The sequence below is a fragment of the Variovorax sp. PDC80 genome (assembly GCF_900115375.1).
Classification (GTDB): Bacteria; Pseudomonadota; Gammaproteobacteria; order Burkholderiales; family Burkholderiaceae_C; genus Variovorax.
On record NZ_FOWG01000017.1, the window covers coordinates 48,091 to 69,766 of the forward strand.

The 21,676-nt window shown below is 70.6% G+C and carries 20 protein-coding genes; 4 read left to right on the top strand and 16 right to left on the bottom strand.

The window, feature by feature from the left end:
* The 5 genes from BM109_RS35430 to BM109_RS35450 all read right to left on the bottom strand — a co-directional run bounded on the left by BM109_RS35430 (position 1) and on the right by BM109_RS35450 (position 4,982).
* Positions 1–501, bottom strand: a complete 501-nt coding sequence (locus BM109_RS35430) for a pyridoxamine 5'-phosphate oxidase family protein (RefSeq protein WP_093353784.1) — start codon at positions 499–501, stop codon at positions 1–3.
* Positions 502–741: 240 nt separating this feature from the next.
* On the bottom strand, positions 742–945 hold the full coding sequence (locus BM109_RS35435) for a hypothetical protein (RefSeq protein WP_093353787.1): 204 nt from the start codon (positions 943–945) through the stop codon (positions 742–744).
* 59 nt (positions 946–1,004) lie between these two features.
* Positions 1,005–2,018: an AraC family transcriptional regulator gene (locus tag BM109_RS35440; RefSeq protein WP_256222996.1), complete on the bottom strand. Its 1,014-nt coding sequence runs from the start codon at positions 2,016–2,018 to the stop codon at positions 1,005–1,007.
* Between the two features lie 38 nt (positions 2,019–2,056).
* Positions 2,057–3,616 (bottom strand): gluconokinase, encoded by a 1,560-nt coding sequence (gene gntK / locus BM109_RS35445; RefSeq protein ID WP_093353790.1) that lies wholly within the window; start codon positions 3,614–3,616, stop codon positions 2,057–2,059.
* A 13-nt stretch (positions 3,617–3,629) separates the two neighbouring features.
* Positions 3,630–4,982 carry a GntP family permease gene (locus BM109_RS35450; protein WP_093353792.1) on the bottom strand — a complete coding sequence of 451 codons (1,353 nt, stop codon included), beginning with the start codon at positions 4,980–4,982 and terminating at the stop codon, positions 3,630–3,632.
* Between the two features lie 186 nt (positions 4,983–5,168).
* Between BM109_RS35450 and BM109_RS35455 the strand changes: the two genes are divergently transcribed.
* On the top strand, positions 5,169–6,206 hold the full coding sequence (locus BM109_RS35455) for an HTH-type transcriptional regulator GntR (RefSeq protein ID WP_093353795.1): 1,038 nt from the start codon (positions 5,169–5,171) through the stop codon (positions 6,204–6,206).
* Positions 6,207–6,221: 15 nt separating this feature from the next.
* Here BM109_RS35455 and BM109_RS35460 read toward each other — a convergent pair whose 3' ends face one another.
* Together BM109_RS35460 and BM109_RS35465 are read right to left on the bottom strand one after the other, a co-directional pair.
* Positions 6,222–6,764 carry a YbhB/YbcL family Raf kinase inhibitor-like protein gene (locus BM109_RS35460; protein ID WP_093353797.1) on the bottom strand — a complete coding sequence of 181 codons (543 nt, stop codon included), beginning with the start codon at positions 6,762–6,764 and terminating at the stop codon, positions 6,222–6,224.
* Between the two features lie 4 nt (positions 6,765–6,768).
* On the bottom strand, positions 6,769–7,560 hold the full coding sequence (locus BM109_RS35465) for a fumarylacetoacetate hydrolase family protein (protein WP_057593206.1): 792 nt from the start codon (positions 7,558–7,560) through the stop codon (positions 6,769–6,771).
* 121 nt (positions 7,561–7,681) lie between these two features.
* Here BM109_RS35465 and BM109_RS35470 point away from each other — a divergent pair, with 121 nt between their 5' ends.
* On the top strand, positions 7,682–8,596 hold the full coding sequence (locus tag BM109_RS35470; RefSeq protein ID WP_256222998.1) for a helix-turn-helix transcriptional regulator: 915 nt from the start codon (positions 7,682–7,684) through the stop codon (positions 8,594–8,596).
* A gap of 1 nt (position 8,597) precedes the next feature.
* Here BM109_RS35470 and nadE read toward each other — a convergent pair whose 3' ends face one another.
* Genes nadE through BM109_RS35490 form a run of 4 tightly spaced genes read right to left on the bottom strand, consistent with a single transcriptional unit; the run spans position 8,598 to position 13,168 of the window.
* Positions 8,598–9,443, bottom strand: coding sequence for an ammonia-dependent NAD(+) synthetase (gene nadE / locus BM109_RS35475; RefSeq protein WP_093353800.1), 846 nt, complete (start codon positions 9,441–9,443; stop codon positions 8,598–8,600).
* Positions 9,444–9,471: 28 nt separating this feature from the next.
* Positions 9,472–10,641 (bottom strand): phospholipase A, encoded by a 1,170-nt coding sequence (locus BM109_RS35480; protein WP_093353802.1) that lies wholly within the window; start codon positions 10,639–10,641, stop codon positions 9,472–9,474.
* Entirely contained in the window at positions 10,638–11,090 is a 453-nt protein-coding gene (locus BM109_RS35485) for a hypothetical protein (protein WP_093353805.1), read from the bottom strand. The genes BM109_RS35480 and BM109_RS35485 overlap by 4 nt, the downstream gene beginning before the upstream one ends.
* Complete coding sequence (locus BM109_RS35490) at positions 11,087–13,168, bottom strand: ATP-dependent helicase (protein WP_093353807.1); 2,082 nt, start codon at positions 13,166–13,168, stop codon at positions 11,087–11,089. The genes BM109_RS35485 and BM109_RS35490 overlap by 4 nt, the downstream gene beginning before the upstream one ends.
* Positions 13,169–13,353: 185 nt before the next feature.
* On the opposite strand from BM109_RS35490, the gene BM109_RS35495 reads away from it, so the two are divergent.
* Positions 13,354–14,376, top strand: coding sequence for an AEC family transporter (locus tag BM109_RS35495; RefSeq protein ID WP_093353809.1), 1,023 nt, complete (start codon positions 13,354–13,356; stop codon positions 14,374–14,376).
* Between the two features lie 6 nt (positions 14,377–14,382).
* On the opposite strand, the gene BM109_RS35500 is transcribed toward BM109_RS35495, so the two are convergent.
* On the bottom strand, positions 14,383–15,003 hold the full coding sequence (locus BM109_RS35500) for a hypothetical protein (protein WP_256222999.1): 621 nt from the start codon (positions 15,001–15,003) through the stop codon (positions 14,383–14,385).
* 319 nt (positions 15,004–15,322) lie between these two features.
* On the opposite strand from BM109_RS35500, the gene BM109_RS35505 reads away from it, so the two are divergent.
* Positions 15,323–15,541 carry a hypothetical protein gene (locus BM109_RS35505; RefSeq protein ID WP_256223000.1) on the top strand — a complete coding sequence of 73 codons (219 nt, stop codon included), beginning with the start codon at positions 15,323–15,325 and terminating at the stop codon, positions 15,539–15,541.
* A 23-nt stretch (positions 15,542–15,564) separates the two neighbouring features.
* On the opposite strand, the gene BM109_RS35510 is transcribed toward BM109_RS35505, so the two are convergent.
* The 4 genes from BM109_RS35510 to BM109_RS35525 all read right to left on the bottom strand — a co-directional run bounded on the left by BM109_RS35510 (position 15,565) and on the right by BM109_RS35525 (position 21,617).
* Complete coding sequence (locus BM109_RS35510) at positions 15,565–17,670, bottom strand: primosomal protein N' (RefSeq protein WP_177239551.1); 2,106 nt, start codon at positions 17,668–17,670, stop codon at positions 15,565–15,567.
* 485 nt (positions 17,671–18,155) lie between these two features.
* Entirely contained in the window at positions 18,156–19,271 is a 1,116-nt protein-coding gene (gene hemE / locus BM109_RS35515) for a uroporphyrinogen decarboxylase (protein WP_093353812.1), read from the bottom strand.
* 53 nt (positions 19,272–19,324) lie between these two features.
* On the bottom strand, positions 19,325–20,617 hold the full coding sequence (locus BM109_RS35520; protein WP_093353814.1) for a hypothetical protein: 1,293 nt from the start codon (positions 20,615–20,617) through the stop codon (positions 19,325–19,327).
* 7 nt (positions 20,618–20,624) lie between these two features.
* Entirely contained in the window at positions 20,625–21,617 is a 993-nt protein-coding gene (locus BM109_RS35525) for a tripartite tricarboxylate transporter substrate binding protein (protein WP_093353817.1), read from the bottom strand.
* Positions 21,618–21,676 lie beyond the last annotated feature (59 nt).

Consider the following 21,676-nt stretch of genomic DNA (forward strand, 5'->3'; position numbering starts at 1 on the left):
TCAGACCGCGACCTTCTTGTGCTCGCCGAGGTTCTTCGGCGGCTCGCCGGTGAGGGCGGCCTTGGCCATCTTGTAGAGCTGGACCATCTTGCTGTCGTCCACGTCCCAATACTCGGCCTCGACCACGTTCACGGCCAGCAGGCCGAGGTTGGGATCGTCCACGCCCTTCGGGAACCAGGCCTCGACCATCTTGCTGAACAGCGCGCGCTTCTTGGCGGCGTCCTCGCGCAGTTCGGCGCGGCCCGAGATCGACACGTAGCTGTCGCTGTCGGTGTTGGCATAGGCGATGTTCACGACCGGGTCGCTCGCGACATGGCGCGCGATGTCGCCGTTCTTCGGCACGAAGAAATAGAGCGTGCCGGCCTCGTCGCCGTCCTTGTTCTGCGTGGTCAGCGGGTGGCTGTGCAGCTGGCCGTCGCTGTGGCGGTGCGTGAGCATGCCGTAGCGCGTGTCCTTGATCAGGTCCCAGAGCTTGCTTTGGTCGGTGGTGGTGGCGGTCATGGAGGTCTCCTTCAAGACGAAAGGGATGGAAGAAAAAAAGCGGGGGATCGACCGGCGAAGTGCCGATGTCTGGGGACCACCGTACGGTGCGAGCCGGGGCTGTCGCGCGGTCACACGGCGCGCGGCCATGTCATCCGATGCCGACAGCGGGCGGGGTGCGATCGCGAGCCGGCGCGGCACAGCCCTGCGCCGCGGGCCGCGCGCGTCCGCCGATCCAGGAAGAGAGAAGCCGCAGCGCGCTCAGGCCGCGGTGGCCGCGCGCTGGCGTATTTCGCTGTGCAGTGCGCGCTCGCCGGTCGCGAGCGCCACTTCGTAGCTGTCGGCAGGGTCGAAGGCGCTGCGCAGCACGCGGGGATGACCCCCGCTGTCGTCGGTCTCGAGCAGGCGCCAGACAAAGGATCCGGGTGCCGGCTCGTCCACGATGAGTTCGATCGGATGTGTCATGGCCCGACCTTGATCCGATCGGCGGGCCCTGTCTGTAGGCCGTGGGCGACGAATCTTCCTCAGCTGCGCGCCGCGGCGCGGAACTCGCCGGGCGTCATGCCCTTGATGCGGCGGAAATGCCGATTGAAGTTCGAGATGTTGTTGAAGCCCACCTCGTAGCAGATGCTGCTCACATGCTGGCGCGTGGAGGCCAGCAGGCGGCAGGCGCGCGCCACGCGCAGGCCGATCACGAAGTCGGTGAAGGTCTGGCCGGTGGCGCGGCGGAAGCTGCGCGAGAAGGCGTTCTCGCGCATGCCGACGATGGCACCCACCTCGGCCAGCGACAGCCCCTCGGCATAGTTGTCGCGGATGTGGTCGAGCGCCTTGTGGATGCGCAGCGCGGCACCATGCTCGCCGAGCGAATCGTCGGTGAAGGCGGCGTCGGCCAGCAGCCGGTACTCGGACCACTGCGAGAGCTCGTTGAGCAGCACGGTGAACTCGGCGAAGCGCGCCAGGCCCTGCAGCATCTCGATGCGCCGCAGCCGCGAGACGATGCCTTCGCCCAGGCCCACGAAATGCACGCCCTGGCGCGCGCGCGCCAGCAGCGGCGCCGCGTCGCGCAGTTCGGGAAACAGCTCCATGCCGCGGCGCAGCGGCTCGTCGCCGAAGCGCAGCACCAGGCCGCCGGCATTGCCGCCGCCGTGCAGCGGATGGTGCTCGAAGGCCAGGCTGTGCGGCAGCCGCGGCCCCAGCAGCACCAGGCTGCCGGGCGCGAAGCGATGGGTTTCCTCGTCGAGGCCCTGGCCCACGCGCAGGCGCGCGGGCGCGGCGCCGATCAGGTGCAGTTCGTGCTCGTGCAGGCAGTTCGTTTCCTGGCCGCGGGCCGACGAGGTGGGCGAGCTTTCGCAGTGGAGGGTGACGCGCGTGTCGGCCGGCTCGGGCGCGGCGGCGGCCGCGTTGCGCCGCGCATCGAGTGCGCGGGCGCGCGCGCCGCCGCGCGGGCGCGGTGCCACCGCAGGCAGTGGCAGCTTGGGGCGCGGCGCGCTGGGCGTGTGGGCGCGGGAGGCGGAGGCCGGGGGGATCGTGTTCAGCAAGACCGAATCTCCAACGGACGTTCGAGGGTGGGGCCGCGTCAACCGCGGCGCGGCGGCGGCGGCGCGGCCGTCTGCTGCTGGAACGCGGCCAGCAGCCGGTATTCCTCGCCGAGCTTGCGCGGCAGCGAGAGGTACACCGGCAGCAGCTGCCGGTAGAGCGCGGCGTTCTTCGCATTGGGCGTGTGGCGGTGCGTGGCGCCCACCATGCCCGCCACCACGTCGAGCGAATCGACATGGCCCAGCGCATAGAGGCCCAGTACCGCGGCGCCGAGGCAGGAGCTCTCGAAGCTCTCGGGCACCACCACCTCGCGGTCGAACACGTCGGCCATCATCTGGCGCCACATGCCCGAGCGCGCGAAGCCGCCGGTGGCCTTGATGTGGGCGCTGCGGCCGGCGATCGCCTCGACCGCCGGCAGGATGCTGTGCAGGTTGAAGATCACGCCCTCGAGCACCGCGCGGATCATGTGCTCCTTGCGGTGGTGGATGCCCAGGCCGAAGAAGGAGCCGCGCAGGTTGGCGTTCCAGTAGGGCGCGCGCTCGCCGGTGAGGAAGGGATGGAACACCAGCCCCTCGCTGCCGGCCGACACGCGCTCGGCGATGCGCGTGAGCACCTCGTAGGTGTCGATGCCCAGGCGCTTGGCGGTCTCGGCCTCGGCCGCGGCGAACTCGTCGCGCACCCAGCGCAGGATGATGCCGCCGTTGTTCACCGGACCGCCCACCACCCAGCGCCGCTCGGCCAGCGCATAGCAGAAGGTGCGGCCCTCGGGGTCGGTCATCGGATGGTCGACCACGGTGCGCATCGCGCCGCTGGTGCCGATGGTCACGGCCACCTCGCCGGGCGAGACCGCGTTGACGCCGAGGTTCGACAGCACGCCGTCGTTGGCGCCGATCACGAAGGGCGTGTGCTCGGCCAGGCCGAGCTTCGCCGCCACGTCGGCCGCCAGGCCCTCGATGTGCCAGGTGGTGGGCACCGGGCGCGAGAGCTGCTCGGCGCGCACGCCGGCCAGTTCGAGCGCGCCCTCGTCCCAGGCCAGCCGCTCGATGTTGAACAGGCCCGTGGCCGAGGCGATCGAGTGGTCGACCTGCCACTGGCCGAACAGCCGGAAGAACACGTACTCCTTGATGCCGACGAAGCGCTCGGCGCGCGCGAACAGCTCGGCGCGCTCGTGGCGCAGCCACACCAGCTTGGCCAGCGGCGACATCGGATGGATCGGCGTGCCGGTGCGGCGGTAGATCGCCAGCCCGTCCCATTCGTCGCGGATGCGCTCGGCCCAGGGCGCGGCGCGCTGGTCGGCCCAGGTGATGCTGGGCGTGAGCGGCGCGCCCGCGCCGTCGACCAGGATCAGGCTGTGCATGGCCGCGCTGAAGGACACGGCGAGCACGTCGGCGGGCGCGGCCTTGCTCTCCTGCACGCAGCCCGCGATGGCCGCGAGCACGGCCTGGAAGATCTGCTCGGGATCCTGCTCGGCGGCGCCGGCCTCGGGCTGCAGCAGCGGGTAGCCGACCGCGTGATGGGCCAGCACGCGCCCCGCGGGCGTGAAGGCCACGGCCTTGGTGCTGGTGGTTCCGATGTCGACGCCGATGACGGTGCGGCCCATGGGTGCTTCCTCCTCAGACCACCATGCTCAGCAGCATGATGAAGACGATGGCCACGACCGAGATCAGCGTTTCCATCACGGTCCAGGTCTTGAAGGTCTCGGCCACCGTCATGTTGAAGTACTGCTTGACCAGCCAGAAGCCCGCGTCGTTGACGTGCGACAGGATCAGCGAGCCCGCGCCCGTGGCCAGCACCAGCAGCTCCCGGTTCACGCCCGGCACCATGGTGGCCAGCGGCGCGACGATGCCCGCGCCCGTGATGGTGGCGACCGTGGCCGAGCCGGTGGCGATGCGGATCAGGCCCGCGACCAGCCAGGCCAGCAGGATCGGCGAGACCTGCGCGTTCAGCGCCATGTGGCCGATCGCGTTGCCCACGCCGCTGGCCACCAGCATCTGCTTGAAGCCGCCGCCCGCGCCGATGATCAGCACGATGGCGGCCGTGGGCGCCAGGCTGTCGTCGACGAACTTCATGATCTGCTTGCTCGTGAAGCCGCGCGCGAAGCCGAAGGTGTAGAGCGACAGCAGCAGCGCCGCCAGCAGCGCGGTGATCGGGTGGCCGATGAAGTCCATCCACTGGCGCACGATGTTCTTCTCGTCGAGCGCCACGTCGGCGAAGGTCTTCAGCAGCATCAGGCCCACGGGCAGCAGCACCGTCAGCAGCGTGACGCCGAAGCCCGGCAGCTCGCGCGCCTCGGGCTCGCGCGCCAGCTGCTCGAGCAGCTCGGGCGAGGCCTCGCCGGGCACGTACTTCGAGATGAACTTGCCGAAGATCGGGCCCGCGATCATCGCGGTGGGCAGGCCGACGATCAGGCCGTAGAAGATGGTCTTGCCGATGTCGGCGCCGAACACGCCGATGGCCAGCAGCGGCCCCGGATGCGGCGGCACCAGGCCGTGCACCACCGACAGGCCCGCCAGCAGCGGAATGCCGATGCGGATCAGCGACACGCCGGTGCGCCGCGCCACGATGAACACCAGCGGGATCAGCAGCACGAAGCCGATCTCGAAGAACAGCGGGATGCCGACCAGGAAGGCCGCGAACATCATCGCCCAGTGCACGCGCTCCTTGCCGAAGGCGTCGATCAGCGTGCGCGCGATGCGGTCGGCGCCGCCCGACTCGGCCATCATCTTGCCGAGCATGGTGCCCAGGCCGAGCACGATGCCCACGAAGCCCAGCACGCCGCCGAAGCCGTCCTGGAAGGACTTCATCACCAGGTCCACCGGCATGCCCGAGGTCAGGCCGAGGAAGCCCGCGGCGAGGGTCAGCGCGATGAAGGGGTGCACGCGCCAGCGCGTGATCAGAAGGATGAGCCCGAGGATCGCCACCAGGGCGTCGACGAGCAGGAACACCTCTTTGCTCATTCCGAACATGTCTGTCTCCTGAAGCCGGGCGCTGCAAAGGCGGCCGGCAGGGTCGGGATAGCGCTATCCTGCACAACCCAAAAAAACCAGCCTCTGAAGCATCCTCGGGTTTTTCCGAGGCGGCAAGGGCCGGGACAGCGCTATCCTAGGACAGCGCTGTCCAATCCCGGATCGGTAGTAACCCTAGATTTCGCCATGGCCGATGCCCTCGAGCGCCCGCGCTCCCGTTCTTCCAGCCGCGTGACCCTCGACGACGTGGCGCGCGTCTCGGGCGTGAGCCCGATCACCGTGTCGCGCGCGCTGCGCGGCGCGCGCAACGTGGCGCCCGACCTGAAGGCGCGGGTGCAGGCCGCGGTCGACGAGCTCGGCTACGTGCCCAACGTGGCGGCGCGCGCGCTGGCCTCGGCGCGCAGCTCGCATGTGGCGGTGCTGATCCCGTCGCTGACCAACCAGCTGTTCGTGGAGCTGCTCGAGGCAGTGCAAGACACGCTGGCGCCGCACGGCTTCCAGTCGCTGATCGGCGTGACCCACTACGACCCCGCGCAGGAGGAGGCGCTGCTGCGCAGCTACCTCTCGCAGCGGCCCGCGGGCCTTTTGCTGACCGGCTTCGACCGCAGCGCGAGCGCCACGCGCCTGCTCGAGGCCAGCGACGCGCCCTGCGTGCACCTGATGGAGACTTCGGAGGCGCCCGGCATCCACAGCGTGGGCTTCTCGCAGCAGGACGCGGGTCGCGCCATCGTCGAGCACCTGCTCGCGCGCGGCCGCCGCCGCATCGCCTATGCCGCGGGCCAGCTCGATCCGCGCGTGCTGCAGCGCCTGGCCGGCTATCGCGAGGCGCTGCGCGCGGCCGGCTGCCACGATCCGGCGCTCGAGCTGCTGACGCCCGGGCCCACCTCGCTCGCGCTCGGCGGGCGCCAGTTCGAGGAACTGCTGGCGCGCCATCCCGACCTCGACGCGATCTTCTATTGCAACGACGACCTGGCCCAGGGCGGGCTGCTGGCCGCGCTGCGCACCGGCGTGCCGGTGCCGCAGCGCGTGGCGATCGCGGGCTTCAACGACCTCGGCGGCAGCGACCAGATGCTGCCGCCGCTGACCACCGTGCGCACGCCGCGCCGCGAGATCGGCGAGCGCGCGGCCGGCATGCTGCTCGCGCTGATGCGCGACGAGCCCGTGGCCGACGCGCGGCGCACCGTGGACCTGGGCTTCGAACTGGTGGTGCGGCAGAGCAGCTGAGTCGCGCCCCGTCGCTCACTGCCCGTAGAGGCCCACCACGCTCTGTCCCATCAGCGTGCGGCCCTTGAGCGCCGCCAGCAGTTCGTCGCGCGTCAGGCCCTCGGGCAGCGAGCCGGGTTCGGCCTCGGTGGCGATCACCGTCAGCACGTAGTGGTGCGGCAGGTCGCCGGCCGGCGGGCACATGCCGCGGTAGGCGAGGGCGCCGGCCACGTTCTTGCCGACGGTGAAGCCGGCGTTCGCGGTCTGGCCCTCGCCCTGCCGCAGCTGGCCCTTGGCGGCCGGGATGTTGTAAGCCACCCAGTGCGAGACGCCGAGGCCCTTGCCGCCATCGGGATCGCTCATCAGCACCGCGACCGAGCGCGTGCCCGCGGGCAGGTCGCTCCAGGCCACGGGCGGCGACACGCCCTGGCCGCCGCAGCCCGGTGCGTCGCCCGCGTGGATCTTCGGAATGGTCGCGCCGTCGGCGAAAGCGCTCGAGGTGACCTTCATGCCCGCGGCCTGGGCGCCGAGCGCGAGGCCGGCCAGCAGGACCGTGCAGAGGATGCGTGTGTTCTTCATGGCTTCAGACCACCTTGACCGACAGGTTCGGCAGCCCGTCGATGTGGATCTCGATCAGGTCGCCGCGCACCACCGGGCCCACGTTCTCGGGCGTGCCCGCGTAGATGATGTCGCCGGGCTGCAGCTCGAAGGCCTGCGACAGCCGGCTGATCTGCTCGGCCACCGACCAGATCATGTGCTTGAGCGTGGCGCTCTGCTTCGTCTCGCCGTTGACCTTGAGCCAGATCGCGCCGTCGCTGAAGTGGCCGACCTGCGCCACCGGATGGATCGGGCCCACGGGCGCCGAATGGTCGAAGCTCTTGCCGATCTCCCAGGGCTTCTTCTGGTCGCCCATGCCGCGCTGCAGGTCGCGCCGCGTCATGTCCAGGCCCAGCGAGTAGCCGTAGACCAGGCCCAGCGCATCGTCGATCGACACGTCGCGCCCGCCCTTGCCGAGCGCCACCACGAGCTCGGCCTCGTAGTGGTAGTTCTTCGTCAGCGTGGGATAGGGGTGGTCGGCCACGGTGCCGGGCAGCACCACCTGCACCGCGTCGGCCGGCTTCTGGAAGAAGAAGGGCGGCTCGCGCGTCGGGTCGGAGCCCATCTCGCGCGCATGCGCGGCGTAGTTGCGGCCGATGCAGTAGATGCGGCGCACCGGGAACACCTGATCACTGCCGGCGATCGGGATGGTCGCGGCGGGCACGTCGAACGGCGTCTTCGCATTGCGCGCGGCGCCCGCGGGCAGCGCGCAGCCGGCGATGGCGCCGGTGGCCATGGCGGCGCCGGCCAGCAGGCCGCGGCGGGAGGAATTGCTCATGCAGGGGTCTCCTTCGGTAGTAGCCAGACGATTCTGGGAGAGCGCGTGCGCGCGCTTGCGCACGCATCTACGCAAAAGCAGGACGCAGGCAACACCCGGGGCCCGGGCGTACCATCGCGCGATGCCCGCTTCGACCTCGAGCCATCGCCTCTACGGCATGCAGGAGCGCGCCGACCACCTCGATTTCGACATCCGCTTCGAGGGCGCGCGCGACGTGCTCGCGCGCCCGCACCGCCACGAGTACTTCCAGATCCAGGTCGGCATCGAGGGCGAGTCGCAGCAATTGATCGGCGGCGCCGCGCGGCCCTTCGGCGCGGGTTGCCTGAGCTTCGTGCTGCCGTACCGGTTGCACGTGGTGCCGCATCCGCCGGGCGCGCGCTACGCCATCGTCAACTTCGACCAGTCCTTCCTCTGGCCCGAGCTGGCGGTCGAGCCGCTCGATCTCGAGGAGGTGCCGATCGCGCGCCATCCCGAGCTCGCGCCCTTCCTGTTCCAGGAGTACGTGGACTTCCATTTCGAGGCCGAGGACTTCGCGCGCATCCTCGGCTGGCTCGAGGAGCTGTCGGCGCTCAACCGCGAAGGGCGCTTCGCGGCCGGCGGCGCGATCCGCGGCATCCTGCTGCAGCTGCTCTCGCTGGCCTGCCGAAGGCACGAGGCGGCGCTGCACGAGCAGGCGGCGCGCCACCGCGGCCACAGCTCGCGGCGCGATGCGCTGCAGCGCGTGCTGCACTACGTGCGCGAGCACCTGGGCGAGGAGATGTCGCTCAACGACGCGGCCGCGGCCGCGATGCTGTCGCCGAACTACCTCGCGCACCTGCTGAAGAAGCAGACCCAGCGCACCTTCACCGAACTCGTGACCGAGCGGCGGCTGGAACGCGCGCGCGAGCTGCTGCTGGCCTCGGACGGCCGCATCGCCGACATCGCGCGGCAATGCGGCTTCGCCGACGCGGTCTATTTCAGCCGGCGCTTCCGGCAGCACATGGGGCTGACGCCGCGCGAGTTCCGCGCGCAGTCGCCGGCGCGGCCCGGGCCGTAGCTCAGGCCGCCGGCGGCTCGACCGGCAGCGCGCGCTTGTGCGCGCTCTTGCGGTGCGTCGACAGGATGACCTCGCGCGCCGCGGCCGACACCGGCTTGCCCTCGAGGAAGTCGTCGATCTGCTCGTAGGTCACGCCGAAGGCGTCCTCGTCGGGCTTGCCCGGCACCAGCGACTCGAGGTCGGCCGTGGGCACCTTGTAGACCAGCGCATCGGGCGCGCCGAGCAGCTGCGCCACCGCGCGCACGCGGCGCTTGTTGAGGCCGGTCAGCGGCGTGATGTCGGCCGCGCCGTCGCCGAACTTGGTGAAGAAGCCCATCAGCGCCTCGGCCGCGTGGTCGGTGCCGATCACGATGCCGTTGTGCGCGCCCGCCACCGCGAACTGCGCGATCATGCGCTGGCGCGCCTTGATGTTGCCGAGCACGAAGTCCTCGTGCGCCGCGTCGCGGAAGGCCAGGTCGCCGGCCTTGAGCGCCGCGAGCATCGCATCGGCCGCGGGCCGCACGTCCACCGTCAGCAGGCGGTCGGGCCGGATCACGGCCAGCGAGGCCTGCGCCTCGGCCTCGTCCTTCTGCACGCCGTAGGGCAGCCGCATCGCGATGAAGGTGGCTTCGCGGCCCTCGGCGCGCAGCCGCTCGACCGCGCGCTGCGCGAGGCAGCCGGCGGTCAGCGAATCCACGCCGCCGCTGATGCCCAGCACGTAGGTCGACAGACCGGTGCGGCGCAGGTAGGCGGCGAGGAACTCGACGCGGCGCTCGAGCTCGGCGGCGGCGTCGAACACGGGGGCGACGGACAGTGCCGCGATGATCTCGCGCTGCGTGGCGTCGACGGGGGACAGTTCGGTGCTCATGGAAAAGGTCTCCGTGGGTTCGCGGACATCAGAAGTCGACCAGGCTCAGGCCGATGCTCAACACCGTGCGCTTGCGGTTGTAGTCCACCAGCGTGTCGCCATAGCCGTGGAACAGCTGCGTGTGGAAGCGCAGGTTGCTCTTGGTCGGGTCGCCGATCGCCTTGAGCCATTCGAGCCGCACCGAGCCGCGGCCGCTGTCGCGCAGGTTGTTGCGCACCGTGATGCCCAGCGTGTTGTTGCGGTCGAGGTTCCAGCGGCCGGTGACTTCGGCGCGGCCGATGTAGTCGGCGATGTCGGGGTTGTCGTCCTTGGTCGGGTTCTCCGACATGCGCTTCCAGATCCGGCCCGTGATGCTGAAGCGGTCGTCGAGCTCGGCGCCGCCCATCAGGTAGACGCGGTTCCAGCTGCGCGACAGCGGCAGGCTCTGGCCGTTCGACTGGTGCACGATGCCCAGCCCGGTGTAGCGCCAGCGCCAGCCGCCCGGCAGCTTGAAGTCGGTCGGGTAGACATACATCAGCTCGGGCTCGTGGTCGGTGGTGCGGAAGGGCCGCGAGATCGCGCCGTTGAACAGCTGCCAGGTCGACTGCTGCGTGTAGGCGAACCACAGCGAGTCCTTCTTGATCGGGTCGTTCTGCGTCAGCAGGCCCTGCGCGAGCTTGGTGCGCACCGACAGGCCGATGCGCATCTCGTTGGCCTGGTAGGCCACCGGGTCGCCGGTGTGGTCCGGCGACGGCGAGGTCGGCGTGTCGGGCTTGTGGGTGGCGGCCGAGACCGAGACGTTGAGCGGCCGGTAGCCGCGGAAGCCGAAGGTGCCGCAGTCGGTGGCGTTCTCGAGTTCCCAGAAGCGCGACAGCGCCGAGTACTGGCGGTCGCGGCAGCCCTCGGTGGTGGCGACCGAGACCACGCGCGTGGCCGGGATCGAGCCGTCGACCGGCGGCGCGGGCTGGGTGTTGGCGAGCACCGGCGGCGCGACCGGCACCGACACCGAGGGCAGCGTCTGCTGCTGTGACCAGCGGTCGTAGCAGGCCAGCCGCGCGGCGTTGTCGGTGCCGAGCGCGGCGCAGCTCTGCCAGGTGAGCTGGTTGTCGGCCAGCGGGCTCTTGGGCTGGTCGACGGCCTGCGCCTGCGCGGCGCCGGTCAGCAGCAGCGCCGCGGTGGCCAGCACCGCGCGCAGGCGGCCTTGCATGGTGGTGTTCATTTCCCTGACCCTTCCTTCTTCGTCAGCACGAAGGGATGCGTGCTCTCATCGGTGGCATCGCGCCAGGTGCCGCGGAATTCGCGGCCGCAGCCGCCGGGCGCCATCGCGCCGACCCAGACGCCGCTGATGCTGCGGCCGTCGAGCGATTCGTCGATGGCCAGCGTGCCGTCGTCGCCGATGTCGCCCGCCAGTTGCGATACCGCGGCCGGCCGGCCGGTGGCGGCGGGGCGCGCGATGGTGCCGCGCACGCCGGCGTATTCGGGATGGCGGGCCAGCTGCACGACGGCCACGGCCGGCAGGCCGTCGAAGCGCGCCTCCCAGCGCCCGTAGAGCGCCTCGGGCGGCAGGTCCTGCACGCTGTCGGGGCAGCTGCTGCCCTGCGCGAGCGCGCCGGCCGAAGCCAGCAGGCCGAGGGTCGCGAGGGCCAGGCCTCGAGCGAAGCGCTTCATGGCGCGGCCGACGAAGCCGCCGCGGCGGCCGCGCCTTCCTGGGCCTTGCGCGCGAACTCGGCGCGCAGGGCCTTGAGCTTCTCGCGCGGGTCCTCGCGCGTGGTGCTCTTGTCGAGCGCCATCTCGGCGATGAAGCGGCTGGGCTGCGCGAGCACCATCTCGCGGCCCTTCTTGCGGCGCTTGGTCCAGCTCACCGCGAGGCTGCGCTGCGCGCGCGTGATGCCCACGTACATCAGCCGGCGCTCTTCCTGCAGCCGCTCGAGCGTGCTCTCGCTGACCTGCTGCTGGCGGCCGTCGTCGTCGTCGAGCTTGAAGGGCAGCAGGCCCTCGTTGCAGCCGATCAGCATCACGTGCGGCCACTCGAGGCCCTTGGAGGCGTGCAGCGTCGAGAGCGTGACCACGTTCTGGTCCTGCTCGCGCTCGCTGATGGTCGACAGCAGCGAGATCGTCTGCGCCACCTCGAGCAGGCTCTTGGGCTCGCTGGTGTTGTTGACGCCGGCCGCGTCGTCGAGCTCGCCGCCGCAGCGCTGCGCCATCCAGTCGCAGAACTCCATCACGTTGGTCCAGCGCGAGGCCGCGGCCTGCTCGCTGTCCTCGCCGTCGTAGATGTGCTTCTCGTACTCGATCTCCTTGAGCCAGGTGTCGAGGAAGGCCCGCGCGTTCTCGGCGCCCATGGTCTGGCGCGCGCGGTATTCGAGGTCGTTGATGTAGCGGCCGAACTCGTGCAGGCTTTCGAGCGCGCGCTTGGGCATCACGCTGGGCAGCGAGGAGGAGAACAGCGCCTCGAACAGGCTCAGCTTGTACTGGCTGCCGAAGGTGCCCAGCGCCGCCAGCGTGGTGTGGCCGATGCCGCGCTTGGGCGTGGTGATGGCGCGCAGGAACGCGGGATCGTCGTCGTTGTTGACCCACAGGCGGAACCAGCCGCAGAGGTCCTTGATCTCGGCGCGGTCGAAGAAGCTCTGGCCGCCCGAGACCTTGTAGGGCACCTGCGCGCGCCGCAGCGCCTGCTCGAACACGCGCGCCTGGTGGTTGGCGCGGTAGAGGATCGCGAAGTCGCGGAACTCCTTGTGGCTCGAGGTCTCGCGCAGGCTCACGAGGCGCGCCACGGTGCGCTCGGCCTCGTGCATCTCGCTGTCGCAGTCGACCACGCGCACCGGCTCGCCTTCGCCGAGTTCGGAGAACAGCGTCTTCGGGAACAGCTTGGGATTGGGGCCGATCACGTTGTTGGCCGCGCGCAGGATGGCGCTGGTCGAGCGGTAGTTCTGCTCGAGCTTGATGACCTTGAGCGTGGGGTAGTCGACCGGCAGCTTGCGCAGGTTGTCGAGCGTGGCGCCGCGCCAGCCGTAGATCGACTGGTCGTCGTCGCCCACCGCGGTGAAGTGGCCGCGCGTGCCCGACAGCGCCTTGAGCACCTCGTACTGGGTGGCGTTGGTGTCCTGGTATTCATCGACCAGGATGTGGCCCAGCGTGGACTGCCACTTGCTGCGCACCTCCTCGAAGTCGCGCAGCAGCTTGAGCGGCATGCCGATCAGGTCGTCGAAGTCCACGCTCTGGTAGGCGGTCAGGCGTTCCTCGTAGCGCGCCATGATGGTGGCCGTGATGCGCTCGTTGTCGTCGGCCGCGATGGCCTCGGCCTGGGCCGCGTTCAGGCCCATGTTCTTCCACTTGCTGATGGTCCACTGCCAGATGCGCGCGGTCGCCAGGTCGCTGGTGCCGCCCGCGTCCTTGAGGATCTTGGTCACGTCGTCGGCATCGAGGATGCTGAACTGCGACTTCAGGCCCAGCACCGCGCCGTCCTCGCGCATCATGCGCACGCCCAGCGCGTGGAAGGTGCAGATCACCACCTTCTTGGCATCGCGCCCGATCAGCCCCTTGGCGCGCTCGCGCATCTCGGCCGCCGCCTTGTTGGTGAAGGTGATGGCCGCGATCCGCTTGGGCTCGAGCCCGGCCTGGATCAGGCGCGCGATCTTGTGCGTGATCACCCGCGTCTTGCCCGAGCCCGCGCCCGCCAGCACGAGGCAGGGGCCGTGCATGTAGTTGACCGCTTCTTGTTGCGCGAGGTTGAGACCGTGAGACATGGAAAGGGGGAGGGGAGCCGACAGGGGCCGCAGGGCGCGGCGGGCGCGAAAGCGGGCAATGATACGGGGGCCGCAGGGGCCGCGGCGTCGGCCGATACCGCGATGTGGGAAGCGCGGTAAACGCACCGTAAAGGGGCATCGGCAGGCTGCTGCGAAGGGCCGGGGCCGGCGGCGACAATCGAGCCGTGCTGCCCGTCTTTCTCGTTACCTTTCCCTTCTTCGCGTTGATCGCCGCCGGCTACGGCGCCGCCCGTGCCCGCATCCTCCCGCTCGATGCGATCCCCGGCCTCAACACCTTCGTCCTCTACTTCGCGCTGCCCTGCATGCTGCTGCGCTTCGGCGCCGGCACGCCGATCGGGCAGCTGCTCGACGGCAGCGTCGCGCTGGTCTGGGGCCTGAGCGCACTCGCGGTGGTGGGCGGCGTGGTGGCGTTCACGCGCAATGCGCGCATCGGCTGGAACGACGCCGCCTTCGGCGCGCTGGTGGCGGCGTTCCCGAACACCGGCTTCATGGGCGTGCCGCTGCTGGTGGCCATCCTCGGGGCGCAGGCGGCCGGGCCGATGATCATCACCATCGCCTTCGACCTCGTGGTCACCTCCTCGCTGTGCATCGCGCTGTCGCGGCTCGACGGCGCCAGCGGGAGTGGGGCGCACCACGGGCCGCGGCAGGCCGCGCGCCAGGCGCTGCGCGGCATCCTGGTCAATCCGATGCCGTGGTCGATCCTGCTCGGCGTGCTGCTGTCGGCCGCGCGCTGGAAGCTGCCGGGCCCGGTGGAGCGCACCGTGGCGATGCTGGCCGACGCCGCCTCGCCGGTGGCCCTGTTCACCATCGGCGCGGTGCTCGCGCGCTCGGCGCTGGTGGCGCGCGAGCACGGCGCGAGCGCGGCCGTGGCCCAGGCCATGGGCAGCGGCGCGCGGCCCCTGCCGAAGGCGCCGCTGGCCGACGTGCTGCCGGTGGTGCTGGTGAAGCTGCTCGCGCACCCGCTGCTGGTGTGGGGGCTGGGGCTCGCGGCGATCGCGCTGGGCCTGCCGCTGTCATGGCCGGCGCTGGTGGCGATCGTGCTGGTGGCGGCGCTGCCGAGCGCGAGCAACGTGTCGATGCTGGCCGAGCGCTTCGGCGCCGACAACGGGCGCATCGCGCGCATCATCCTGTGGACGACGGTGGCGGCCTTCTTCAGCTTTCCGCTGGCGGTGGGCTTGCTGAAGTGAAGCTTGCTACGGCGTCAGCACGCCGAGCTTGAACGGATCGGCATCGGGCAGGCGCTCGCACTTCGAGAAATCGCGGCCCTGCGTGCCGTCGCAATAGAAGGCGTTGTAGATGCGGCCGAACAGCGAGGGGCTGGCGGTGAACAGCACGCCATGCTCGGGCTGCCAGTTGTCGTGCGCGCCGCGACCGTCGGCCGAGGCCTCGATCACTTTGGGCGCCGCCGCGGCGCCGGGCGTGAAGTCGGCCAGCGTCCGGTGCGCGTCGTCGCGCCAGCGCACCGCGAGCTCGGCGGCGGTGGGCCGCGCCGCCACCGGCAGCATCAGGCCGTTGACCTGGAAACCGTCGCCGAAGCGGTGCGTCTTGCCCGCCAGGAAGGCGTAGGCGCAGGCCGCCATGCACTGGCCGCGCACCTCGGTCTCGACGCCGCTCGCGCGGATCGCGTCGGCGAAGGCACCGGCGGCTTCGGCGGTGCCGCCGAAGGAATCTTCCAGCACCACGGTGCGTACCGTGCCGCTGCTGAGGTGGTCGATGAAGCTGGCGATCTCGCTGCCGTCGAGCATGCCCGAGACCAGCAGCAGCCGGCCCTGGCGCTCGATCTCGGCGGCGTGCGTGGCGACGGGTGCGAGCACCAGGAAGCAGGCCCAAGCGGAGGCCGCGAAAGACAGAATCCCACTTGCGAAATGGAGCGGTTTCACGAGCGACCTTTGCCTTCAGGAGAGCGGGCTGGAAGGGCGCGGAGGGCCCGGAGGGTCGCCCCGTTGCGGACTCCTCCACGGAGTCTTTTGCAGCGGCGCGCGCGTGGCGTCAACCCCTTTTGCAGAATTTTTCCCCTGCACCGTGCCGGCCGTAAGACATAGCTATCCGATACCACTTCGGATGAATGCTTGAGTTCACATGTCCGCTGCTAAAGTGGGCCGCAGACCGGAAGATGGCATGGGAGCTCGCACGATGATGGCAACACTGTTCCGAATTCTTTTATGGCTGGCGTGGCTCGCCGGCGCGGCCTGGCTCTGGCATGCGGGCAAGCTCGGCACCGCCTCGGCGCTGGCGCTTGGCGCGCTGAGCCTGGTGGTGTTCGCCTGGCCCGGCAGCGTCGCGCGGCGGCGCCATGCGGACCGCAAACTGCGCTACGTCGAGATGGGCAAGGAGCCGATGAGCCTGCACTGAGCGCGGGCTCGTGGCGACGAGGTTCAGATCCCCTGCGGATCGACGTCGATCAGCCAGCGGATCACGCCCTTGCCCTCGGGCGTGCGCCGCAACGCATGCAGCTGCGGCTGCCACAGCGCGAGCATGCGCTGCAGCGCGGCGCGCGAATGGCTCTCCAGCAGCATCTGCGCGCGCTCCACGTTGGCCACGCGCTGGATCGCCAGCGGCACGGCCGGATAGCGCATCACCTGCGCCGCACCTTCCAGTCCATCGGCCGCGGCGCTCGCCGCATTGAGAAAGGCCTGCGCCGCCTCCTGCGTGCGCGCATCGGCGCGCACCAGCGCCTGGTAGGCGAAGGGCGGCATCGCGGCGGCCTGCCGCTCCTCGAGCTGCTGCGCCGCGAAGGCCGGGTAGTCGTGCCGGCGCAGCGCCTGGAACAGCGGATGCTCCGCGTGGTGCGTCTGGATCCACATCTCGGCCGTGCTGCCCTGCGTGGCCAAGTAGGCGGCATCGCGGCCCGCGCGGCCGGCCGACTGCATCAGCAGGCTGAACAGCCGCTCGGGCGCGCGGAAGTCGCTCGAGAACAGCGCGCCGTCGGGGTTCACCGCGGCCACCAGCGTGATGCGGCGGAAGTCGTGGCCCTTGGCGATCATCTGCGTGCCGACCAGCACGTCGACCTCGCCCGCGTGCACGGCCGCGAGCTGCGACTCGAGCGCGCCCTGCTTCTTGGTGCTGTCGGCGTCGATGCGCGCGATGCTCACCGCGCTGCCGTCGGGCCGCTTCACCGCCGAGAACAGCTCGGCCAGGTGCTCCTCGAGCCGCTCGGTGCCGCGGCCCACGGGCGCGATGTCGAGGTTGCCGCAGACCGGGCAGGCACGCGGCACGCGTTCGGTGTGGCCGCAGTGGTGGCAGCGCAGCGTGCGGTCGATCTTGTGGAACACGCGGTAGGCGCTGCAGTGCGGGCACTCGCTCTTCCAGCCGCAGTCGCCGCAGGCCAGCACCGGCGCATAGCCGCGCCGGTTGAGGAAGATCATGCTCTGCTCGCCGCGCGCGATGCGCTGGCCGATGGCATCGAGCAGCTTGGCCGACAGCACGGTCTTCGCGGGCTGCAGCGTCATGTCGACCAGCCGCACCGTGGGCAGCTCGCCCGCGCCGATGCGCGAGGGCATGGCCAGCCGCACGTAGCGCCCGCCGGGGTCGCCGTCGGCCGGCGGGCGGCTCTGGTGCCAGCTCTCGAGCGAGGGCGTGGCCGAACCCAGGATCACCTTGGCCTTCTCGCGGTGGCCGCGCCACACGGCGAGGTCGCGCGCCGAATAGCGCGCGCCTTCCTGCTGCTTGTAGCTGGGGTCGTGCTCCTCGTCGACCACGATCAGCGCCAGGCCCGGCATCGAGGCGAACACCGCCATGCGCGTGCCCAGCACGATGCGCGCGGCGCCCGCATGCGCGGCCAGCCAGCTCGCGAGGCGCTGCGGGTTCGTCATGCCGCTGTGCAGCGACACCACCGCCTGCGCGCCGAAGCGCGCCTTGAAGCGGGCCTCGAGCTGCGGCGTGAGGTTGATCTCGGGCACCATCACCAGCGCCTGCGCCTCGGGCGAGCGCGCGAGCAGCGCGGCCACGCAGCGCAGGTAGACCTCGGTCTTGCCGCTGCCGGTGCTGCCGGCCAGCAGGAACGGGCCTTCCTCGGCCTCGATGCGCGCGAGCGCGGCGGCCTGCTCGGGGCTGGGCTCGACCGGGGAGGGCGTGCCGGTGTCGGCCGCGGCCTCGTCGTCGGCCGCCTTGCGCTTGAGCCGGCGCGCGAGTTGCACCGTGCTCAGGTCGCGCAGTTGCGGCGGCAGCGCGGCCAGCGCGATCTCGCCGATCGAGCGCTGGTAGTAGCGCCCGGCGAAGGCCACCAGGTCGCGCCAGGCCGGGCCCAGCGGCGCGAGCGCGTCGAGCGCGGCGGCCACCGGCTTGAGCGCCAGGTCGGGCGCGGCCAGCTCCTCGGCCGTCCGTGCCTCGGCATGCCAGACCACCCCGAGCACCTCGCGCCGGCCCAGCGGCACCCGCACCAGCGTGCCGGCCGGCAGCGGCGCGTCGCCGCCGTAGCTCAGCACGTCGCCCAGCGCGCTGTGCGCGGGCGTCTGCACCGCCACGTCGATGCGCCAGGGCAGGGCGGCGCCGGACGTCCCCGGACTGCCGTTCGTCGGCTCGCCGAGCAGGTCTTCGGAGGGAATGGGCCGGTTAGGGATGGTGTCCTCGTTGGCAGGGTTTGTTAAAGCAGTGTTGAGCAAAGTCACTTAAGTCATTGATTTTTCAGTGCTTTGCGGCCCGTCCAGAGTTTCTGTGGATAACTTTGTTGAAAACCGGGCTGGACTCGCCGCCAAGCCTTGAAAATCAAGGCTCTGGCTGGATTGCCCGCAAAAAGGGCAAAGTTCAAACTCCATATAAATCAACGACTTAGCTTCGCTATTGCTTTGGTAGCGGTGCCAGGACCGCCTAACGCAATCTTGCGCACTGCAACACGCGTTTTGTGCATAAGTCGGTCGCCGAAGCCCGTTTTGGGCCTTGACAAAGCCGCGGCGCCGCATTTTGGCCATCTTCTTTTCCACATCCGCCATGCCGGCGGGCGGCTGCGGCCGGCGGCCCGCGGGCCGTGTCAGGCCGGCTGCCGCAGCTGGCGCGATTGGGTGTGCACCGCCTGCACCAGCGCCGACACGTGCTCGGGCGGCGTGAACTGGCTGATGCCGTGGCCCAGGTTGAAGATGTGGGTCGGCCCGGCCGTCGCGCGGTCGCTGTGCGGCGCGCCGAAGGCCTGCAGCACCTTCGCCACCTCGGCCTCGATGCGCGCGGGCGGCGCGAACAGCACGTTGGGGTCGATGTTGCCCTGCAGCGCCTTGGCCTGGCCGTCGCTGCCCTCGGCCACGCGGCGGCGCGCGGCGCCGAGGTTCACGGTCCAGTCCACGCCCAGCACCTGGCAGTCGAGCGCGCGCATGTCTTCCAGCCAGAGCCCGCCGCCCTTGGTGAAGACGATGCGCGGCACCGGCTGGCCGTCGGGGCCGTGGCGCTTGAGGCCCGCGAGCACGCGCGCGGTGTAGGCCAGGCTGAATTCCTGGAACGCGCCGTCGGCCAGCACGCCGCCCCAGCTGTCGAACACCATCACGGCCTGCGCGCCGGCGTCGATCTGGGCATTGAGGTAGGCGGCCACGGCATCGGCATTGACCGCGAGCACGCGGTGCATCAGGTCGGGGCGGCCGTAGAGCATGCTCTTCACGAGCCGGTAGTCGCTCGAGCCCGCGCCCTCGACCATGTAGCAGGCCAGCGTCCAGGGGCTGCCCGAGAAGCCGATCAGCGGCACGCGGCCGTCGAGCGCCTTGCGGATCGAGGCCACGGCGTCGAAGACGTAGCGCAGCTTGTCCATGTCGGGCACTTCGAGCGCGGCCACCGCGGCCTCGTCGCGCAGCGGGCGCGCGAAGCGCGGGCCCTCGCCCGCCTCGAACGAGAGGCCCAGGCCCATCGCGTCGGGCACGGTGAGGATGTCGGAGAACAGGATCGCCGCGTCGAGCGGATAGCGCGCCAGCGGTTGCAGCGTGACCTCGGTCGCGTAGTCGACGTTGGTGGCCAGTCCCATGAAGCTGCCCGCCTGTGCGCGGGTGGCGACGTACTCGGGCAGGTAGCGGCCGGCCTGGCGCATCAGCCAGACGGGCGTGTGGTCGGTGGCCTGGCGCCAGCAGGCTCGCAGGAAGGTGTCGTTTTGCAGGGGGGCGAAGGGCATCGGGCGATTGTCGCAGGGCCCTTCGTACCAGGTCCGAGGCCGCCGGTTCCGCGTCAGCCGGCCTGCACGATCCCCGACACGTCGAGGAGGTACATCTGCCGCTGCGACTCGTGCACCGAGTCGATGCAGACCTGTCGCCCATCGCGGCTCCAGCGCGGATGCAGGTCGCAGCGGTTCTCCTTGCCCAGCGCGGGCGTGGCGTAGAAGCTGCCCAGCGCATGGCGCCGGCCGGTCTGCATGTCGAACAGGAACAGCACGCGCTCGTGCGTGCGCGCATCGGGGTAGGTGTCGCTCAGCAGCCAGCGCCGGTTCACGGGCGAGAAGCTCATGTGGCCGTTCTCCACCAGCACGCCTTCGCCGATGGCCTCGACCGCGCCGCCGACGCTGTCGTGGTACAGGTGGTAGCGGATCCTGCCCGCGTGCGGGCTCCAGACGACGATGTGCTCGTCGTCGCGCCACAGCGGGTGCGAGATCTGGTATTCGGACTTCTCGTAGTCGAAGGTGCCGACGGCATCGGGGTCGAAGTCCCGCGCGAGCTGCGGCAGCGGATGGTCCGAGCACTCGAGCAGGCGCAGGTCGGAGCCGTCGGGGTTCATCGTGAGCAGCCGGTGCAGGAAGCAGGTCTCGTCCTCGACGCGCTCGGTCCAGCGGTGCAGGAACAGCACGCGCGAGGACGACGGGTTGATCTCGATGTGGCTGACCCAGTGGATCGCCCGGTCCATCGAGGCGCGCGGATGGAAGCGGCGCAGGTCCTGGTAGCTCAGGACCAGCCGCGTGCCGCCCGTGGCCAGGTCGATCGCATGGATGCCGTCGCTCTCCGGCGCGAGCGGCAGCTCGAAGGGGCCGCCGGCCTCGCTGTAGCCAATGGTCCGGTGCGTGACGTACAGGCGCCGGTAGTCCACGCTCAGGGCGTAGCGGCTGTCGGGCGCGACCACGTAGACGGGCATCGGCAGCACGCGCCGGGCGCCGCTGTCGAGGTCGACGATCGTGGACCCGAAGCCCGGATAGAAGGCGCCGGCATCGTCCGTGCGGCAGTTGTAGATCAGTTGGCGGCCCGGTGCCCCGTCCAGCCATTGCAGCTGGCTGCCCATCTGCCAGTTCCAGGCCGTGGTCTCGCCGAGCACATGGAAACGGTCGCCGTCCTGCAGGTCGAAGCAGCCGATGCGGGCGCTGGAGTCCGGCCGCAATTCGGTGTCCATCCAGGGCACCTGCTGCGCCAGCAGGTAGCGCCCGCTGCGGTCCCAGGCGCTCTTGTCGTAGTAGCCGAAGAAGTGGTGCCGGCCATCGTCCGTTCCGACGCGGCGGCAAGCGGCGGGTGCGAAGCCCGTGAAAAGCGGATCGGTCATCGCGTCCTCATTCCGCGGCGATGCGGCCTTGCTGGATCACCTTGTCCCAGCGCAGCTTCTCGGCCGCGACGAAGCGGGTCGCGGCCTCGCGCGTGCTGGCCACCGGGGTCATGCCCTGCTCGGCCAGCCCCTGGGCGAACTCGCTCGACGAGACGATGCGGCGGATGTCCGCGTTGAGCCTGTCGGCGATGGCGTCCGGCAGCCTGGCGCTGGCCGCCACCGTGGTCCACGAGGTGGCCTCGAAGGCCGGGAAGCCGGCCTCGATCGCGGTCGGCACCTCGGGCAGGGCCGGCAGGCGGGTCTTGCCCGTCACGGCCAGGGCCTTGAGCTTGCCGCCGCGGATGTGGGCCAGGGTGGTCGGCGGGTTCTCGAACATCAGCTGGATCTGGCCGGCCAGCAGGTCGTTCAGCGCGGCCGAGCTGCCCTTGTAGGGCACGTGCACGATCGGCGCGTCGGCGGTGATCCGGAACAGCTCGCCGATCATGTGCACCGACGAGCCCACGCCCGCGGAGCCGAAGTTGAGGGTGTCGGGCGCCTTGCGCGCCAGCGCCACCAGCTGCTTCAGGTCGCCCGCGGGCAGGGAGGGCGTGGCCACCACCACGTGCGGCATCTCGGCCAGCACCGTGATCACCTTCAGGTCCTTCGCGGGGTCGTAGCTGAGTTTCTTGAAGACGCCATAGGTCGCGTGCAGTCCGACCGATCCGAGCAGCAGCGTGTAGCCGTCGGCCGGCGCATCGGCCACGAACTTGCCGCCGATGTGGCCGCCGGCGCCGGGTCGGTTCTCGACCACCACCGGCTGCTTGTAGAGCTTGCCCAGGCGGTCGGCGAGCATGCGGGCCTGCACGTCGGAACTGCCGCCGGCGGTGAAGGGCACCACGAGCCGGATCATCTGGTCCGGATAGGTCTTCGGCTCCGCGGCCTGCGATGCCGCCGCGGCGAGGCCGAGGGCGGCTGCGAGAAGGCCGAGGCCGACGGCCCGGCGCGGCCATTGCTGTGTCATGCGTGTTCCTTGCTGCGCGCCGCGTGGGGCGCGATGAATGGTGGGAATGGGCGCAGTCT

What these genes read in the sequence shown, in the direction of transcription:
- BM109_RS35430 (WP_093353784.1), bottom strand. Translation starts at nt 501, where the DNA reads ATGACCGCCACCACCACCGACCAAAGCAAGCTCTGGGACCTGATCAAG.
- BM109_RS35435 (WP_093353787.1), bottom strand. Translation starts at nt 945, where the DNA reads ATGACACATCCGATCGAACTCATCGTGGACGAGCCGGCACCCGGATCC.
- gntK (WP_093353790.1), bottom strand. Translation starts at nt 3,616, where the DNA reads ATGGGCCGCACCGTCATCGGCGTCGACATCGGAACCACCAGCACCAAG.
- BM109_RS35450 (WP_093353792.1), bottom strand. Translation starts at nt 4,982, where the DNA reads ATGTTCGGAATGAGCAAAGAGGTGTTCCTGCTCGTCGACGCCCTGGTG.
- BM109_RS35455 (WP_093353795.1), top strand. Translation starts at nt 5,169, where the DNA reads ATGGCCGATGCCCTCGAGCGCCCGCGCTCCCGTTCTTCCAGCCGCGTG.
- BM109_RS35460 (WP_093353797.1), bottom strand. Translation starts at nt 6,764, where the DNA reads ATGAAGAACACACGCATCCTCTGCACGGTCCTGCTGGCCGGCCTCGCG.
- BM109_RS35465 (WP_057593206.1), bottom strand. Translation starts at nt 7,560, where the DNA reads ATGAGCAATTCCTCCCGCCGCGGCCTGCTGGCCGGCGCCGCCATGGCC.
- BM109_RS35470 (WP_256222998.1), top strand. Translation starts at nt 7,682, where the DNA reads ATGCCCGCTTCGACCTCGAGCCATCGCCTCTACGGCATGCAGGAGCGC.
- nadE (WP_093353800.1), bottom strand. Translation starts at nt 9,443, where the DNA reads ATGAGCACCGAACTGTCCCCCGTCGACGCCACGCAGCGCGAGATCATC.
- BM109_RS35480 (WP_093353802.1), bottom strand. Translation starts at nt 10,641, where the DNA reads ATGAACACCACCATGCAAGGCCGCCTGCGCGCGGTGCTGGCCACCGCG.
- BM109_RS35485 (WP_093353805.1), bottom strand. Translation starts at nt 11,090, where the DNA reads ATGAAGCGCTTCGCTCGAGGCCTGGCCCTCGCGACCCTCGGCCTGCTG.
- BM109_RS35490 (WP_093353807.1), bottom strand. Translation starts at nt 13,168, where the DNA reads ATGTCTCACGGTCTCAACCTCGCGCAACAAGAAGCGGTCAACTACATG.
- BM109_RS35505 (WP_256223000.1), top strand. Translation starts at nt 15,323, where the DNA reads ATGATGGCAACACTGTTCCGAATTCTTTTATGGCTGGCGTGGCTCGCC.
- hemE (WP_093353812.1), bottom strand. Translation starts at nt 19,271, where the DNA reads ATGCCCTTCGCCCCCCTGCAAAACGACACCTTCCTGCGAGCCTGCTGG.
- BM109_RS35520 (WP_093353814.1), bottom strand. Translation starts at nt 20,617, where the DNA reads ATGACCGATCCGCTTTTCACGGGCTTCGCACCCGCCGCTTGCCGCCGC.
- BM109_RS35525 (WP_093353817.1), bottom strand. Translation starts at nt 21,617, where the DNA reads ATGACACAGCAATGGCCGCGCCGGGCCGTCGGCCTCGGCCTTCTCGCA.